Source organism: Corynebacterium sp. HMSC076C10, from assembly GCF_001812455.1.
GTDB lineage: Bacteria > Actinomycetota > Actinomycetes > Mycobacteriales > Mycobacteriaceae > Corynebacterium > Corynebacterium jeikeium_D.
In genome coordinates, this window is record NZ_KV809163.1 from 1 (window position 1) to 13466 (window position 13466).

General features: G+C 59.2%; 12 protein-coding genes. 11 read left to right on the forward strand and 1 reads right to left on the reverse strand.

Annotated features, from left to right (window positions below):
- Window positions 1-562: 562 nt before the first annotated feature.
- The 8 genes from HMPREF2857_RS10245 to HMPREF2857_RS10280 all read left to right on the forward strand — a co-directional run bounded on the left by HMPREF2857_RS10245 (window position 563) and on the right by HMPREF2857_RS10280 (window position 8042).
- Window positions 563-3469 (forward strand): DUF4040 family protein, encoded by a 2907-nt coding sequence (locus HMPREF2857_RS10245; RefSeq protein ID WP_070644194.1) that lies wholly within the window; start codon window positions 563-565, stop codon window positions 3467-3469.
- Window positions 3466-3948 carry a sodium:proton antiporter gene (locus HMPREF2857_RS10250; protein ID WP_070644157.1) on the forward strand — a complete coding sequence of 161 codons (483 nt, stop codon included), beginning with the start codon at window positions 3466-3468 and terminating at the stop codon, window positions 3946-3948. Before HMPREF2857_RS10245 ends, HMPREF2857_RS10250 begins: the two co-directional genes overlap by 4 nt.
- A 23-nt stretch (window positions 3949-3971) precedes the next feature.
- Window positions 3972-5513 (forward strand): monovalent cation/H+ antiporter subunit D family protein, encoded by a 1542-nt coding sequence (locus HMPREF2857_RS10255; RefSeq protein ID WP_070644191.1) that lies wholly within the window; start codon window positions 3972-3974, stop codon window positions 5511-5513.
- On the forward strand, window positions 5513-5995 hold the full coding sequence (locus HMPREF2857_RS10260; protein WP_070644160.1) for a Na+/H+ antiporter subunit E: 483 nt from the start codon (window positions 5513-5515) through the stop codon (window positions 5993-5995). The genes HMPREF2857_RS10255 and HMPREF2857_RS10260 overlap by 1 nt, the downstream gene beginning before the upstream one ends.
- Window positions 5992-6282 (forward strand): monovalent cation/H+ antiporter complex subunit F, encoded by a 291-nt coding sequence (locus HMPREF2857_RS10265; protein ID WP_005511667.1) that lies wholly within the window; start codon window positions 5992-5994, stop codon window positions 6280-6282. Before HMPREF2857_RS10260 ends, HMPREF2857_RS10265 begins: the two co-directional genes overlap by 4 nt.
- A gap of 24 nt (window positions 6283-6306) precedes the next feature.
- Complete coding sequence (locus tag HMPREF2857_RS10270; RefSeq protein ID WP_070644162.1) at window positions 6307-6648, forward strand: monovalent cation/H(+) antiporter subunit G; 342 nt, start codon at window positions 6307-6309, stop codon at window positions 6646-6648.
- A gap of 588 nt (window positions 6649-7236) precedes the next feature.
- Window positions 7237-7545: a hypothetical protein gene (locus HMPREF2857_RS10275; protein WP_016421913.1), complete on the forward strand. Its 309-nt coding sequence runs from the start codon at window positions 7237-7239 to the stop codon at window positions 7543-7545.
- A gap of 140 nt (window positions 7546-7685) precedes the next feature.
- Window positions 7686-8042, forward strand: coding sequence for a hypothetical protein (locus HMPREF2857_RS10280; protein ID WP_070644164.1), 357 nt, complete (start codon window positions 7686-7688; stop codon window positions 8040-8042).
- 224 nt (window positions 8043-8266) lie between these two features.
- On the opposite strand, the gene HMPREF2857_RS10285 is transcribed toward HMPREF2857_RS10280, so the two are convergent.
- Window positions 8267-9796, reverse strand: coding sequence for a catalase (locus tag HMPREF2857_RS10285; protein WP_070644171.1), 1530 nt, complete (start codon window positions 9794-9796; stop codon window positions 8267-8269).
- 359 nt (window positions 9797-10155) lie between these two features.
- On the opposite strand from HMPREF2857_RS10285, the gene HMPREF2857_RS10290 reads away from it, so the two are divergent.
- Genes HMPREF2857_RS10290 through HMPREF2857_RS10300 form a run of 3 tightly spaced genes read left to right on the forward strand, consistent with a single transcriptional unit; the run spans window position 10156 to window position 13420 of the window.
- On the forward strand, window positions 10156-11253 hold the full coding sequence (locus tag HMPREF2857_RS10290; RefSeq protein WP_070644173.1) for an efflux RND transporter periplasmic adaptor subunit: 1098 nt from the start codon (window positions 10156-10158) through the stop codon (window positions 11251-11253).
- Between the two features lie 9 nt (window positions 11254-11262).
- A complete protein-coding gene (locus HMPREF2857_RS10295; RefSeq protein WP_070644176.1) occupies window positions 11263-12000 on the forward strand; it encodes an ABC transporter ATP-binding protein in 738 nt (245 codons plus the stop codon).
- Window positions 11987-13420 (forward strand): ABC transporter permease, encoded by a 1434-nt coding sequence (locus tag HMPREF2857_RS10300; protein WP_070644179.1) that lies wholly within the window; start codon window positions 11987-11989, stop codon window positions 13418-13420. The genes HMPREF2857_RS10295 and HMPREF2857_RS10300 overlap by 14 nt, the downstream gene beginning before the upstream one ends.
- The last annotated feature ends 46 nt before the right edge of the window (window positions 13421-13466 follow it).

Genomic DNA, 13466 nt, shown 5'->3' on the forward strand with positions numbered 1-13466 from the left:
TCCATGATGCAATGACCGCCTGACCCTACCAGCCATTTTTCGGGCCATTTTTGTCATAAACCTAGTCAGTAACTCGGATCAATCCAACGTCACCAGACATAAACGCAGTCAGTAACTCCCACCGACGCCCCGTTCATCACTCGTTCCTATGTATTTTCACTACTGGATTCACAGAGCCTTTCCCCGCTCCCCCAAATGCCCCTTTCACCCCGCGTGGAGCAATTTCGTGGCTGTTAGTCTGTAGAAGTACGAACCTTTTTAACAGCAATGTGAAAGTAGCCCCCAAGTGACGCACCTGGCAGCAGCTCTGGCATCAGCCAGCTCCTTTACAGCCAGTCCGCCGTCGGCGACCGCACCACCAGACCAGACATTGGCTTCTGAGTTTGCGTCCGGCGGCGTATCGGCAACATTGAATTCTTTAGATTCCGTTCTTTCTGCCCCGGCAACGATTACCGCCCAAGCAAGCAGCTCCGCCGAGCACGCAACAACGCTCGCAGCTCAAGCAGTCCAAGCCACCCAAGCAGCCCAAGCAGCCCAAGCTGCCCAAACCTCCACCAACAGCCTGACCCTCCTTTCGGTCCCGCTGTTGGTCGCGGTTGCCCTGGCGCTGACCCCGCTGTTTGTGAAGCTCCTTGGTCGTCACGCAGGCTGGCCCATCGTCGCGTTTTTTCTCGCGTCGGTGGTCCAGCTTTCGCGTGTAACGGGCGATATCCTCGACGGCACCACCTTCACCTGGTCCCGCGTTTGGTCCCCGGAGCTGAACGCGGCGTTTGCGCTGAAGCTCGATCCCCTCTCCATGGTGTTCAGTTTCTTGGCGCTGTTGGTGGGCTCGATAGTCTTCATCTACTCCACCGCGTATTTGCCTCCGAAGAAATCCGCGATGAGCTTCTACGTCCTGATGACGGCGTTCATGCTGGCGGTTTTGCTCCTCGTGCTTGCCGACGACATCATGCTCCTCTTCATCGGGTGGGAGCTGGTCTCGATGGCGTCGTTCCTGCTCATTGCAAGATCGGGCTCGTCGGGCGAGCTGGGCTCGTTGCGCACACTCCTGCTGACCTTTACCGGTGGCTTGCTGCTTCTGGCCGCCCTCGGCGGTGCTGTGTGGCTAACCGGTTCCACGAACCTCACCGAGGTTTTGGCTTCGCCTGAGTGGGAGGCCAACCCGGCAGCGCGCAGCCTCATTGCCGCGCTGGTGGCCCTGGGTGCTTTCACGAAGGCAGCTCAGTTCCCTTTCCACGCCTGGCTTCCAGAGGCCATGGCGGCAGCAACTCCCGTCTCGGCTTTCTTGCACGCTGCGGCCGTCGTCAAGGCGGGCGTTTACCTGCTGATGCGTTTTTCCACGGTCTTCGCGGACGTGCGCGTGTGGCAGTTGCTGCTGATTGTCATGGGTATGTGGACGGCTGTTGCCACGGCCTACTTTGCGCTGCAGCAGACTGACTTGAAGAAGCTGATTGCGTACTCGACAGTCTCGCAGTTGGGTTGGATTGTCGCCACGATTGGTGTGGGCACGAAGTTCGCCATTATGGCTGCAGTTGTGCACACCATTGCGCACGCGATGTTTAAGTCTTCGCTGTTCATGATGGCTGGCGTGGTTGACCATCAGGCGGGCACGCGCGACATTCGTCGCTTGGGTCCGCTGTGGAAGCAGATGCCGTGGAGCTTTGGCTCGATGATTTTCGGTGCGGCATCGATGGCGGCAATTCCGCCGTTCTTCGGCTTCATGTCGAAGGAGGGCATGCTGACCGCATTCGAAGGTGCGCCGCTCAGCAACACCGGTGTCGTCATTCTGCTGACGGTGGCGGCGATTGGTGCGATTGGTACTTTCGCATACTCGGCACGTTTGGTGTTCGGTGCGTTTGTGGATGGTCCGCGCAACGTTGACCACATCACTGAGGCTCCAATTTCGCTGTGGCTGCCGGCTGCCATCCCTGGCCTACTGAGCCTGCCTGCGGCCTTCGCTGCCGGCGCTATCTTGAATCGTCCGCTGGACCGCGTGGCCGATACGGTCGGTCAGCTTCCGGCTGGCACGACTCAGGAATCGCACTTGAGCCTGTGGCACGGCGTGAATGTGCCGCTGATTATCTCTGTGATTGTGCTGGCTGTCGGCGTGGGCTTCATCTTCACTCGTGCCCGCGTCAACGACGTTATGGCCGACCGCAAGCTCTTCCCGTTCACTGGCGTGGAGGCGATCAACGCGTCGCTGAGCGTCTCGCAGCGTGTGGGGCGCGCAATGGGCAAGATGGCGCGTTCGCATCAGCCATCGCGTCACCTGTTGCCGCTACTTGGTTTGCTCGCGGTGTACGCCCTGGTTATTGCGATCGCTCCGGGTGTCGGGGGCGCTCCGGTGCTGCCGAAGATCGACGGCATCGATCACCTGACTGATCTGATTCCGCTGGTTGTTGTCGTGATTGGCGTGTGGGCCACGCTTCGGGCGAAGAACCGCCTGCAGGCTGCCGTACTGCTGAGTGTCACCGGTGTTGGTGTCACGCTGCAGATTCTCCTGCTGGGCGCACCGGATGTGGCATTGACGCAGTTCATGGTGGAAATCCTGACTGTCGTGTTGATGATGCTGGTGCTGCGCTTCCAGCCGCGTGCGTTCTCTGAGACCTCGAAGAACCGCCGTGCTTCCGCGGCGGTTGTGGCGGTTGCCGTGGGCTTGGCTACGTTCGGCGCGGTGTGGTTCCTCACTGGCCGTCGTCAGATGCCTGAGGTCGCGCAGTGGTACATCGATAACACTGAGAAGGTCACGGGCGAGACCAACATTGTCAACGTGATCCTGGTTGAGTTCCGTGCTTTCGATACGATGGGTGAGCTGGCGGTTCTCGGTATGGCGGGTGTCGCGATGGCGGCGGTTGTCACGTCGATGCCTCGCTTCCCGCACCTGCTCGATCAGCCTTCCCCGCTTGCGGAGCCCGCTCTGAATTCCATCATGATGCGCTGGCTGGTCCGCTGGCTGTCGCCGGTTCTGTTCGCCCTGTCCGCTGTGGTTCTCTACCGTGGCGGTACCGCTCCGGGCGGCGGCTTCAACGCGGCGCTGATTGGTGCCGCTGCCGTCATGCTGATTTACCTGTCCAAGGACCGCGACGAGCTGGTCTTTGGCGAGAAGATCCCGGTGGTGCTCAGTGCTGCGGGTGTCATCACGGCTATCGGCACGGGCTTCATCGGTTTCGCCAAGGGGTCGTTCTTGGCACCGTTGTACGGCGAGTTCCTGGGTCAGCACCTCACCACGGCATTGCTTTTCGACGTCGGCGTGTACCTGGCCGTCATCGGCATTGTGGCAACCGCGCTGAATCTCCTGGGCGGCCCGAACCGTCCTGGTGTGACCGGGTCGGACGATGTGATGCAGGATCTCTACTCAGACCGCTCGAGCTTGCGGGTGCCGCCGGAGATGGGCGTGTTCGCCTCAGAAGCGGAGAGCGCTCCCGCCCCGGCCCCAGCTCATGCCACCGTTGAGGAGGCTAAGAAGTGATTATCGCCATCATGGCTGCCGTCCTCGCAGGCGGTGGCACGTACCTGGTGCTTCAGCGCGGCATGCTGCGCACCATCATCGGTATGACTCTGATTTCCCATGCCGCCAACCTGATTATTCTGTCCACGGGTGTCGGCGCCTGGCGCGGCGAGCCGCTGCTGGGCAACGAGACCACTGCGGGCGCGGGCGCTGCCGAGCAGATGGCTGACCCACTGCCGCAGGCATTCGTGCTGACAGCCATCGTGATTACCATGGCCGTCACCGCGTTCATGCTGGCTCTGTCTGGTTTGGGCCGCGATGACGACACTCGTATCCATGAGGACCGCGAGGCTATGCGACAGCTGTCGACCGCTGGTCGTCGTGCGGGTAAGCACATTCCGGCTGACTCGGACTCCACAGTCACCGGCACCCCAGGGGTCTCTCCGGCTCCGGATAAGTTCCCGCGCGAGACCCCGTACGGCGGTGACGAGAAATGGTAGAAGCCTCTGCAATGACCTCTGCAATGTCCCCTTCAACTCTGTCTTCACTGCTGCCACTGTTTGCGGCACTGCCGCTGATTTTGTCGGCAGTCACAGCCATCCTGCCGAAGCTGTGGATGCGCGCGACGATGGGCATCGCCGTTCCGGCACTGTCGTCGCTGGCTGCGTTTTGGGTGATGTTCTACGTCGCTGACAACGGCCCGGTCGGCCACGGTGTGGGCGCGTTCCCCGGTGGTATCTCGATTCCTTTCTTGGCGGACACGTTCTCCATGCTGATGCTGGGTGTGGCCGCAGCTGTGGTTGCCATCGGTAACTGGTTCGCCCACGTCGCGGGTGAAAACACTTCGCGGTTCTTCCCCTCCCTGACGCTGATGATGTTGTCCGGTATGTCGGGTGCTTTCCTGACTGCCGATTTGTTCAACTTCTTCGTGTTCATGGAGGTCATGCTGCTGCCCTCCTACGGCCTAATTGCGGTCACCGGTACCTGGCACCGCCTGGCTGCTGGTCGTAGCTTCGTGCTGGTCAACCTCTTGACCTCCACGGTGCTGCTGATTGGTGTCGCGCTGATTTACGGCTCGGCGGGCAATGTGAACATCGCAATGCTGGCGGACATGGCCAGTGAGGGCGGCCCTGGCGGCACGGGTGTGGTCGCACTCGGCATTGTCATCATTGCGCTGTGTGTGAAGGCTGGTTTGGTTCCGGCGCACACATGGCTGCCGAGGACGTACCCGTCGACAAGCCCTGCGGTGATGGCACTGTTCTCTGCGGTGCATACGAAGGTTGCGGTGTACATGCTCTTCCGCATTTACGTCGTGATTGTGGGCATGAATCCCTCCTGGCACTGGCCGATCATTATCATCATGGCGATCTCGATGCTGGTCGGCGCGTTTGCTGGTCTCGCGGAGAACACCATGCGTGAGGTGCTGGCCTACCAGATGGTCACGGGTATGCCGTTCATTCTGATTGTGCTCGCCTTCACGGATGCTAACGACGGGGGCGGCGCCAAGGCGGCGCTGGCTGCGGGTATTTTCTACGCAATCCACCACATGGTGACTGTCGGCGCCCTCATTCTGGGCTCCGGCGCAGTGGAAGAGACCTACGGTACGGGTACGCTCTCCAGGCTTTCTGGGCTTGCTCGCCGCGACCAGGCGGTCGCCTGGGTGATGGCGGCAATGAGCTTCTCCATTGTGGGCTTCCCACCGTTTTCCGGCGTGTGGGGCAAGGTGGGCATTGTCTTTGCCTCTGCCGCCACTGGCGATGCCCGCTCGATCGTTGCGATCACCGCAATCATCGTTGCCTCGCTGGGCTCGCTGCTGGCCATGATTCGCCTGTGGCGCGCGGTCTTCTGGGGCCGACCGATGCAGGGCGTGGATGATTCTGTTCGAGTTCCGGGAACGCTGGTTGCGCCGTCCGCCATGCTGGCAATTGTTTCTGTGGCCATGTTCGTCGCGGCCGGCGCCGTCACTTGGGCGACCACCGGCGCGGCTGATGCGCTGCTGAATATTGATGGCTACCGCGAGGCGACTCTCGGCGGAGTTGAAAACGCCATCGGAGGTATTTACTGATGAAGTTTCTGCATGTTATCCGCTATTCCCTCTGGCTGGTCTGGCAGGTTGTTGTGGCTGCGACGGACGTGGTGCTCGATACTCTGCGCCCGAACCAGAAGCAGCAGCCGGTGCTCATTGGACTGCCGCTGCGTGTGAAGTCTGACCTTGAGGTCACTCTCTTTGCCGAGTCCATCACCATGACCCCGGGCACGCTGGTCTGTGGTGCCCGTGAGACCGATGCGGGGCGGTTGTTCATCATCCACGCAATCTTCGGTGCCGACCTGGACTCACTGTACGACTCCCTCTACGACATGGAGGAGCACCTCGTTCCCAGCCTCCGCGATGTCCCCCGCCCGAAGGCGTTCGTCTTCGAGGAATACAACGCAGACCAGTTCATTGACCCGGATGCCGTCGTCGGCGTTGCTGCCGAGGTCGAACATGGTCTGCCGCTGCCGGATGGCATTGCCTCCAATGGCGAAGACAAAGGAGCACGCTCATGAATGACACATTGATCGATCCCACCGCAGTACAGGTAATTAGCGGCATTGGCATTGCTCTGTGTTCAGTGGCGCTGCTTGTGGGCGTCGTGCTGATCTTCCGGGTCAAGGGCAATGTCTCACGGGCAGTGCTTTCCGACGCCGCCTTCTACCCCATGGTGGGAGTGTTCCTCACAACTGCCATGCTGCGAACTACGGCCATTACTTTCGATATTGCAATGCTGGCGGGCTTGCTTGGCATTCTGTCGACCGTGGGCCTGGCCCGAGTTATTTCCCGTGGCCGCCGCTAAGACCGATTAAGGACGAATCGCAATATGAGTATCGCTTCAATCCTTGTAACTATCTTGTTTGCCGTGCTGGTCATTGGCGGATCTTTGTACCTGCTTCTGGCGGGTGTGGCCATGTGGCGCTCTAAAGATGCCCTGAGCCGGTTGAACCAGCTTTCGGCCGGAATCATGGTGGGCATCCCCGCGCTGGTGATTGCCAACTTGGTCTTAGAGGCCGACCAGGGAGTCCTGACGTGGGGCAAAACCCTCACGGCCATTCTGGCCATTGTTGCTGTTCTGGTCGTCGCTACCGTCGCCTCCGAAGTACTTGGACGCGCGGTCCTGGGTGCCCGTGACGGCTCCGCTGAGGACTACGTCCCGGAGCGGTAGCTAGTGGCGCGGGAAACGTCCTGAACACACCGTTAGCGGCCAGTTTCACAGCGACCCCTCAGCGCGCTCCGACACCCCCTTTAGGCCACCCGGCCTACCCAAAAGGGGGTATATTTCCCCACACTTTTAGCCTCCCACAATGTGATGTACCTCTCATGGGTTATAGGCCGCTTGTTAACCCCATTTATGCCCCCAAATTGAGCGGCAGTTTTTGCCGTTAACTAAGCTTTGGTTTTCCTTACTTAGGGACCCCTTAGTTATCATTTTTGATGAATTCGCCGTTTGCCTGCACCTTTGTGACACCAAGAACAAAACAATCAATGCAATTCCGGTAAATTTTAAGAAAACAACACTCTTGTCATCCGATATTCAGGCAGAGGCCGGAGTCGTCCCGACCGACTCAAAACCGCCCTCTTTCCAATATTTTTAGGCGAATTTGAGCGAGATTCAGGGGACACAACCGACCAGAAGCGGGCCGAAGCACTTACTTTTTCATTGCAGCCCCTTGCCCCATCGGTTAACTTAATTTCTGTGAGTTCGCCAAGAGCGACTCAAAATCTTTACCCCCGAGAACCTAAGGATTTTCTCATGTCCTGCTCCGCAGAAGATATCGCAACCATCCTCGAAGCCCTTCCGGCCGTCACCGTCGAGAGCCCGCTGCCGGCTTTCGAGCAGCTGGCTGGCAACGACGTCAACTTCGCTAACGTCGGTGGCGACCTGAACCTGCCGTTCGGTAACGACTTCCTGGACATCTCCGTCACCGACGACCACTCCACCCACGACTCCCACGACGTCGAGGTTTCCGACTTCCTGAACCCGGAGACCACCGTCGACAAGTCCGACCAGCGTAAGTTCGACTTCCTGAACCCGAGCATCTCTGGCATCGGCGCCAAGTAAGCTCCTGGGCTTCATGGCAGGACAATAGCTCCGCCAATCCTTGACACAATAAACCGCCAGTCTCTAAAAAAGACTGCGGTTTATTGTTCAGTTAAAACCGATATTCTTCATTTCGTTACTGTCTAAAAGGAACACCAAAAATGGACGTCACTCCTATCGTTGAGGTTCTGGAAGCAATGCCTTCCGGCCCGACCGTCAACGTCACCTTCGAGATTAACCCGACCATCGATGGTGACCTGACCCTCCTGGAAACCGGTGACTGGAACGCTCCGTTCGGCCGCGACTTCATGGACATCAACATCACGAACGATCAGTCCACCCACAATGACAACTCCACCCACGTCTCCGGCGTTGAGGCTGATAGTGTCTCCGACGCTGCCGAACAGGGCCGAGAGGTGTCCGAGTCCGCCGAAGAGGCCGAAGAGGCTGACGAGGCTGCAGCTGCTCCGAAGTCGCTTTTCAACGGCTCCCCGAGCCTGCCGGGCATCGGTGCCTAAAACAACTCACACTTAGGGTTGTTCCTTAGCCGCCCAAACCGGGCCGGCGTGCAGGCAACCACAAAGCCGTGGCTGCCATGCACAGACAGAAGTTTTAAATAAAGCGTTAGCCCTGCAGATGGTCAAACCATCTGCAGGGCTAACGCTTTTCTATTTACTGTGACCTACCGCGTGACTGCGCAGCTCTACTCTGCGGTTTTACTGCACAGCCCTACGCGGTTGCTTTACTTCGTTGCCTTGAAGCGCTTTTCCACCTCGGCACCGAGCCAGGAATCAACGTTGGTCCAGTACTGGTAGACACGCTGCTCCACCTCTGGAGAAACACCCTGCATGGCACCGACGATGTTGTCTGCCAAGCGATCGCGCTCGGCATCGTCCATCACGTTGCGAACAAGGTCGCCTGGCTGCGAGAAGTCATCATCCTCAGGGTGCTGCACGTAGGCGCCAGCATAGAACTCTTCGCCCACACTCTCCCACTGGCCAAAGGCACCAGCATCGACCTGGCCCGCGTGACCGGAGTGCACTGGGCAGCCAGCAGCCTTAGCTGCAGCCGCGGTATCAGCCTCCGGACCGCGAGCGGTGGCGTTGGAGCCGTGAACCGGCAGCTTCGGATCCGAGTAGTAGTACGTGGCCGCACCATCCTGCGAGAAGGAATTCACTGGGCAGCGAGACTGGTTCACCGGCAGCTGATCGCTGTTGACACCAAGGCGGTAGCGGTGCGCATCAGCGTAGGAGAACACACGCGCCAGCAGCATCTTGTCCGGCGAGAAGCCGACACCCGGGACCGTATTCGACGGTGCGAAAGCGGCCTGCTCAACCTCAGCAAAGAAGTTGCCCGGGTTGCGGTTCAGGGTGAAGTGGCCGACCGGAATCAGGGGGTAGTCCTTCTGAGACCAGGTCTTGGTCAGGTCGAACGGGTTCACCTTGTAGCTGGCGGCCTCGTCGTAAGGCATGATCTGCACCTTGACGTCCCAGGTTGGGTAGTCGCCGCGCTCAATCGCCTCGAAGAGATCCTGGCGAGCGTGGTCGGTGTTTTCGCCAACCAGCTCGGCGGCCTCATCATCCGTCAGGAACTCCCAGCCCTGGCGAGTCTTAAAGTGGTACTTAACCCAGAAACGCTCCCCTTCAGCGTTAATCCACTGATAGGTGTGAGAACCGAAGCCGTCCATATGACGGAAGTCCTTCGGAATACCGCGGTCACCCATCAAGTAAGTGACCTGGTGAGCGGACTCCGGAGAGGCAGTCCAGAAATCCCACTGCATATTGGCGTCGCGCAAACCTGTGTCCGGCAGGCGCTTCTGAGAGTGGATGAAGTCCGGGAACTTAATGCCATCGCGGATGAAGAACACTGGCGTGTTGTTGCCCACGATGTCGAGGTTGCCCTCTTCGGTGTAGAACTTCAGTGCAAAGCCGCGCACGTCACGCCAGCCATCCGGGGAGCCCTGCTCACCTGCGACAGTGGAGAATCGCGCCAGCATCGGCGTGACCGTGTTCGGCTGGAATACTGCAGCCTTGGTGTACTTGGAGACATCCTCGGTGATGGTCAGTTCACCGAAAGCACCTGCACCCTTAGCGTGAACAACGCGCTCCGGAATGCGCTCGCGGTTGAAGTGCGCGAGCTTTTCCAGCAGATGGATGTCGTGGAGGTTAATACCTCCCTGTGGGCCATTGGTTAGCGAGTGCTGCTCTGTAGGAACCGGCGCACCGTTGAGGCGAGTGGTCGGACCATTGGAACCTTCATAGAGATTGGACATGGGGATTTCCTCCTAAAGACAGGGGCTAGATGGCAGTCACAACATGCCCTGACGTTTTCCACCCTACACGAAGTTTCATATTTTTCCTATCAGTCTCCCGCGATTGATATGTGGACTTAATTATTAGTCCGATTAGGTTCGCTGTATCAGCCACAAAAATCGACCCAAAAAGGGCAAAATTCCCTCCGCGAAAACCACACGCGATGGCCGTCGAAAAGCACTTACCGCGCTTTCATGCAATACCTATCAGCACTGAATAAAAGGTATAGCCAGCACTACCACTGCCCACGGGGGTTAAGGGTAGGATTTCACGCGTACCACGCTGTCAATTTGGATTCTGATCGGATACTTCTGCAGACATGAAAAAACAAGGGAGGGGCGCGAAAGCGCTCACAGTCTTCAAGTACACGCTGGCGTTGCTGGCGACCGTTGCGCTTCTCAAGATCGCATTCTTCCCCGCTAACGACGAGGACTATGCGCAAGCAACCGGTGATTTCTCCCAGCCCACCACGGAGCTATCCCCTCAGCGGATCAATAACACGCAGAAGCTGTCTGCCACCATCGTCCCGGACGAGCCCACCGTGATCCGCGCCAACGCTTCCGGTGAAATCACTGACGCCTATGTCAACAGCGGCGGCAACGCCGTAGAGGGGCAAAACCTGCTTCAGGTGAAGAAGACCTCGGTATCTGAGACTGCCAGCACCTCCGGCGGCGCGGATTCCGATGAAGAAGGCGCCGCAGCCGCCGCACCCGAAACTACCGTGACCTGGGGAAACATCACCGCTAAGGCTTCTGGCACTGTGCAGTGGGATATCGTCATCGGCCAGACGGTTGAGATCGGCCAGGAGATTGGCACGATTTCGCCGAACAGCTTCCACGCCGTCGCACCTATTAAGCCGAGCCAGCTGTACACGCTGGGAGACTCGATTAACAATGGCCGCCTCGCTATCACCGATGGCCCGGCACCGTTTTTGTGTGATTCGGTGAAGACTGTCACTGGAAGTAGCGCGGGCTCGCAGAACACTGGCGCCGGAGATGGTGCTGGCATGGGTGCCGCCGCTGCTGGGAATTCCTCGGGCGGCCCGCAGCTGCGCTGTGACATTCCCGCAGATCAGACCGTCTACGAAGGTGTTCCTGCCACGCTGATTCTTGGCAGTGGCACCACCTCGGAGGTCCCGGCACTGCCGGTGACCGCCGTGGAGGGACGCTTCCGCGAAGGTGTCGTCTACGCTCCAGCTAAGGATGGCGGCAAGCCCACCAAAATCAAGGTTGAACTGGGCGCCAACGATGGCACTTTCATTGAGATCAAGCGCGGCCTGAAGGAAGGTCAGCAGGTTTTGGAGTACGTGCCTTCCTACAAGGACGATTCCGCCGGCGACGGCACCGGCACCGGCGCTGGTGATGGCAGTGACACCGGCTTCGATGAGTCCGGCGATGACGCTGGCTCTGAAAAGTAGGCCCGCGCCATGCTTAGTTTGACCGCAGTCACTCGAACAGTGACGCTCCCCAACGGCGAGGAGCTGCCTATTTTGAAAGGCATCGACCTCGACGTGCCCCGCGGTGAGCACCTCAGCATTGTCGGCCAGTCCGGTTCGGGTAAGTCAACGCTGCTGAACATCATTGGCATGCTCGATTTGCCAGATTTCGGCACGTACACGTTCGACGGCACTGATATTTCCACCTTGTCGGACAGGAAACGCGCTGCTCTCCGGGGCGATAATTTGGGATTCATCTTCCAGCAGTTCAACCTCTTCCCCTCCCGCACCACGCTGGAAAACGTCGAGGTTCCGCTGATGTACGACCGGGGTGAGAAGTTCTGGAATCGCACCGAGCTCGCCGCCGCGATGCTGGAGCGCGTCGGCCTGGGCGATCGCCTAGAGGCCACGCCTTCCCAGCTTTCCGGTGGTGAACAGCAGCGTGTGGCTATTGCCCGCGCGCTCGTGCGCCAACCGCAGCTCATTCTTGCCGATGAGCCCACCGGTGCGCTCGATGTCGACACCGGGAAAATCGTTATGGATCTGCTCGAAGAAGTCGCGGCGGAAAACAACGCCGCGTTGATTCTGATTACGCACGATTTAGAGGTCGCCGAGCGCGGCGATCGGGTGCTTGAGCTTCGCGACGGTCAGTTGCACGCCGACTCCGTCCTGCTATCTGCTGCCAACGTCATGCACGGCTCCGAGGAGGTTGCTGATGACGACGAATAATGAAACCGAATCGAAGTCACGGCCTTCCTTCCTCTATGCAGCAACGCCTTATCTCGGCGCTCTGCTGGAAGCGTGGCATGAGCTGCGCATTAACCGTGGCCGCATCATGCTGTCGCTGGTCAGTGTGGCCGCCGCAGTGTGGGCGATGACTACGGTTATCGCACTTGGCAATATTCTCACCAGCTCTCAGGATGCGGTCACCGCACAGAGCACGGGTGTCGCCGGAACGGTCACGTTGACGGCCGGAGCGGGTAATTCCGATTCCGAGGAAGGCGGTAACTTCGGCGACGGTGGCTTCAGCGGTGACGGCAGCGCCGGCACAATGGCCGATAGCTTTGGAAGCTTCGGCGGCGAGGGCACCGGCGGAAACGGCCCGGACGATTTGAGCGTCATCAACCCAGACGGGTCTATCAACGACGCCTTTTCCGCTGCCACCCACCGCCTGGTGGAGACCACTCACGCCAACTTGTGGTCGCGAGTTCGAATGCAGCCAGCGACTCCCGAGCAAAATATGGATGACTGCGCTCCAGATGATTACGAGTGTTTTTCGCCAGGTACTCCCGAGCTGATCGCCGCTGACCCGGGCTGGTTCGATATCTACGCCCGCACCATCGTGCAGGGACGCCGTTTGGAAGATGCCGATGGCCAGCGCTTAATGAACCCCGTAGTGGTCAACGACCAGTTCTACGAAAGTCTGGGCAACCCAGCACTAGCCGACCACCCAACCTTCAGGTTGAAGGAAACCGGCAACACTACCTTCACCGTGGTGGGAGTGTATAAGTCCCTGGGTTCGTGGGACGCCCCGAGCATTGTCACGCACTATGACTCCTTCCTCAACGCCGGCTACGAGGGACAGGTGGGTGAGCCGCAACTTCTCGTCGCAACGCCTGAAGAGTCCGCGAAGGAGAACCAGAAGGCGCTGCACAACATTTTCCAGGCGGAGCTCGGCCCCAGCTGGAAGGTGAATACCTCCCTGTCGGAGAAGGACACGCAGATTTCCCAGGAGATGAATAACACCATCACCACTGCGCTGGGCATTATCGGTGGCATTGTGATTGCGCTTGGCGCATTGGGGCTGCTCACGGTCTCGATTGTCACCATTGGCCACCGCGTCCGTGAGATTGGTATTCGTCGCGCAATGGGCGCGTCGGCAGGCAGGATTTTTATCTCTGTGTTCCTGGAGTCGATTGTCGCCACGACGGTGGCGGGTGTGGTTGGCGTGATTGCCTCGATCATCACGGTCAAACAGTTGCCGCTGGATAAGATGCTGGCGTTGCCGCTGGAGACCGGCGCCGTGGCCTACCCCGTCACGGCCGCTGTGATCGGCGTGCTGGTCGCGACATTTGTGGGCGCACTGGCAGGTATCATCCCGGCCACTATTGCCGTCCGCGTCAAGCCCATCGACGCCATCCGCTTCTAGCATTTCAGCCCCTAGTTCGCCTGGCTGCGTCGCCTCCTGCTTTTTG

What these genes read in the sequence shown, in the direction of transcription:
- HMPREF2857_RS10280 (WP_070644164.1), top strand. Translation starts at nt 7,686, where the DNA reads ATGGACGTCACTCCTATCGTTGAGGTTCTGGAAGCAATGCCTTCCGGC.
- HMPREF2857_RS10300 (WP_070644179.1), top strand. Translation starts at nt 11,987, where the DNA reads ATGACGACGAATAATGAAACCGAATCGAAGTCACGGCCTTCCTTCCTC.
- HMPREF2857_RS10275 (WP_016421913.1), top strand. Translation starts at nt 7,237, where the DNA reads ATGTCCTGCTCCGCAGAAGATATCGCAACCATCCTCGAAGCCCTTCCG.
- HMPREF2857_RS10260 (WP_070644160.1), top strand. Translation starts at nt 5,513, where the DNA reads ATGAAGTTTCTGCATGTTATCCGCTATTCCCTCTGGCTGGTCTGGCAG.
- HMPREF2857_RS10285 (WP_070644171.1), bottom strand. Translation starts at nt 9,796, where the DNA reads ATGTCCAATCTCTATGAAGGTTCCAATGGTCCGACCACTCGCCTCAAC.
- HMPREF2857_RS10295 (WP_070644176.1), top strand. Translation starts at nt 11,263, where the DNA reads ATGCTTAGTTTGACCGCAGTCACTCGAACAGTGACGCTCCCCAACGGC.
- HMPREF2857_RS10255 (WP_070644191.1), top strand. Translation starts at nt 3,972, where the DNA reads ATGTCCCCTTCAACTCTGTCTTCACTGCTGCCACTGTTTGCGGCACTG.
- HMPREF2857_RS10265 (WP_005511667.1), top strand. Translation starts at nt 5,992, where the DNA reads ATGAATGACACATTGATCGATCCCACCGCAGTACAGGTAATTAGCGGC.
- HMPREF2857_RS10290 (WP_070644173.1), top strand. Translation starts at nt 10,156, where the DNA reads ATGAAAAAACAAGGGAGGGGCGCGAAAGCGCTCACAGTCTTCAAGTAC.
- HMPREF2857_RS10270 (WP_070644162.1), top strand. Translation starts at nt 6,307, where the DNA reads ATGAGTATCGCTTCAATCCTTGTAACTATCTTGTTTGCCGTGCTGGTC.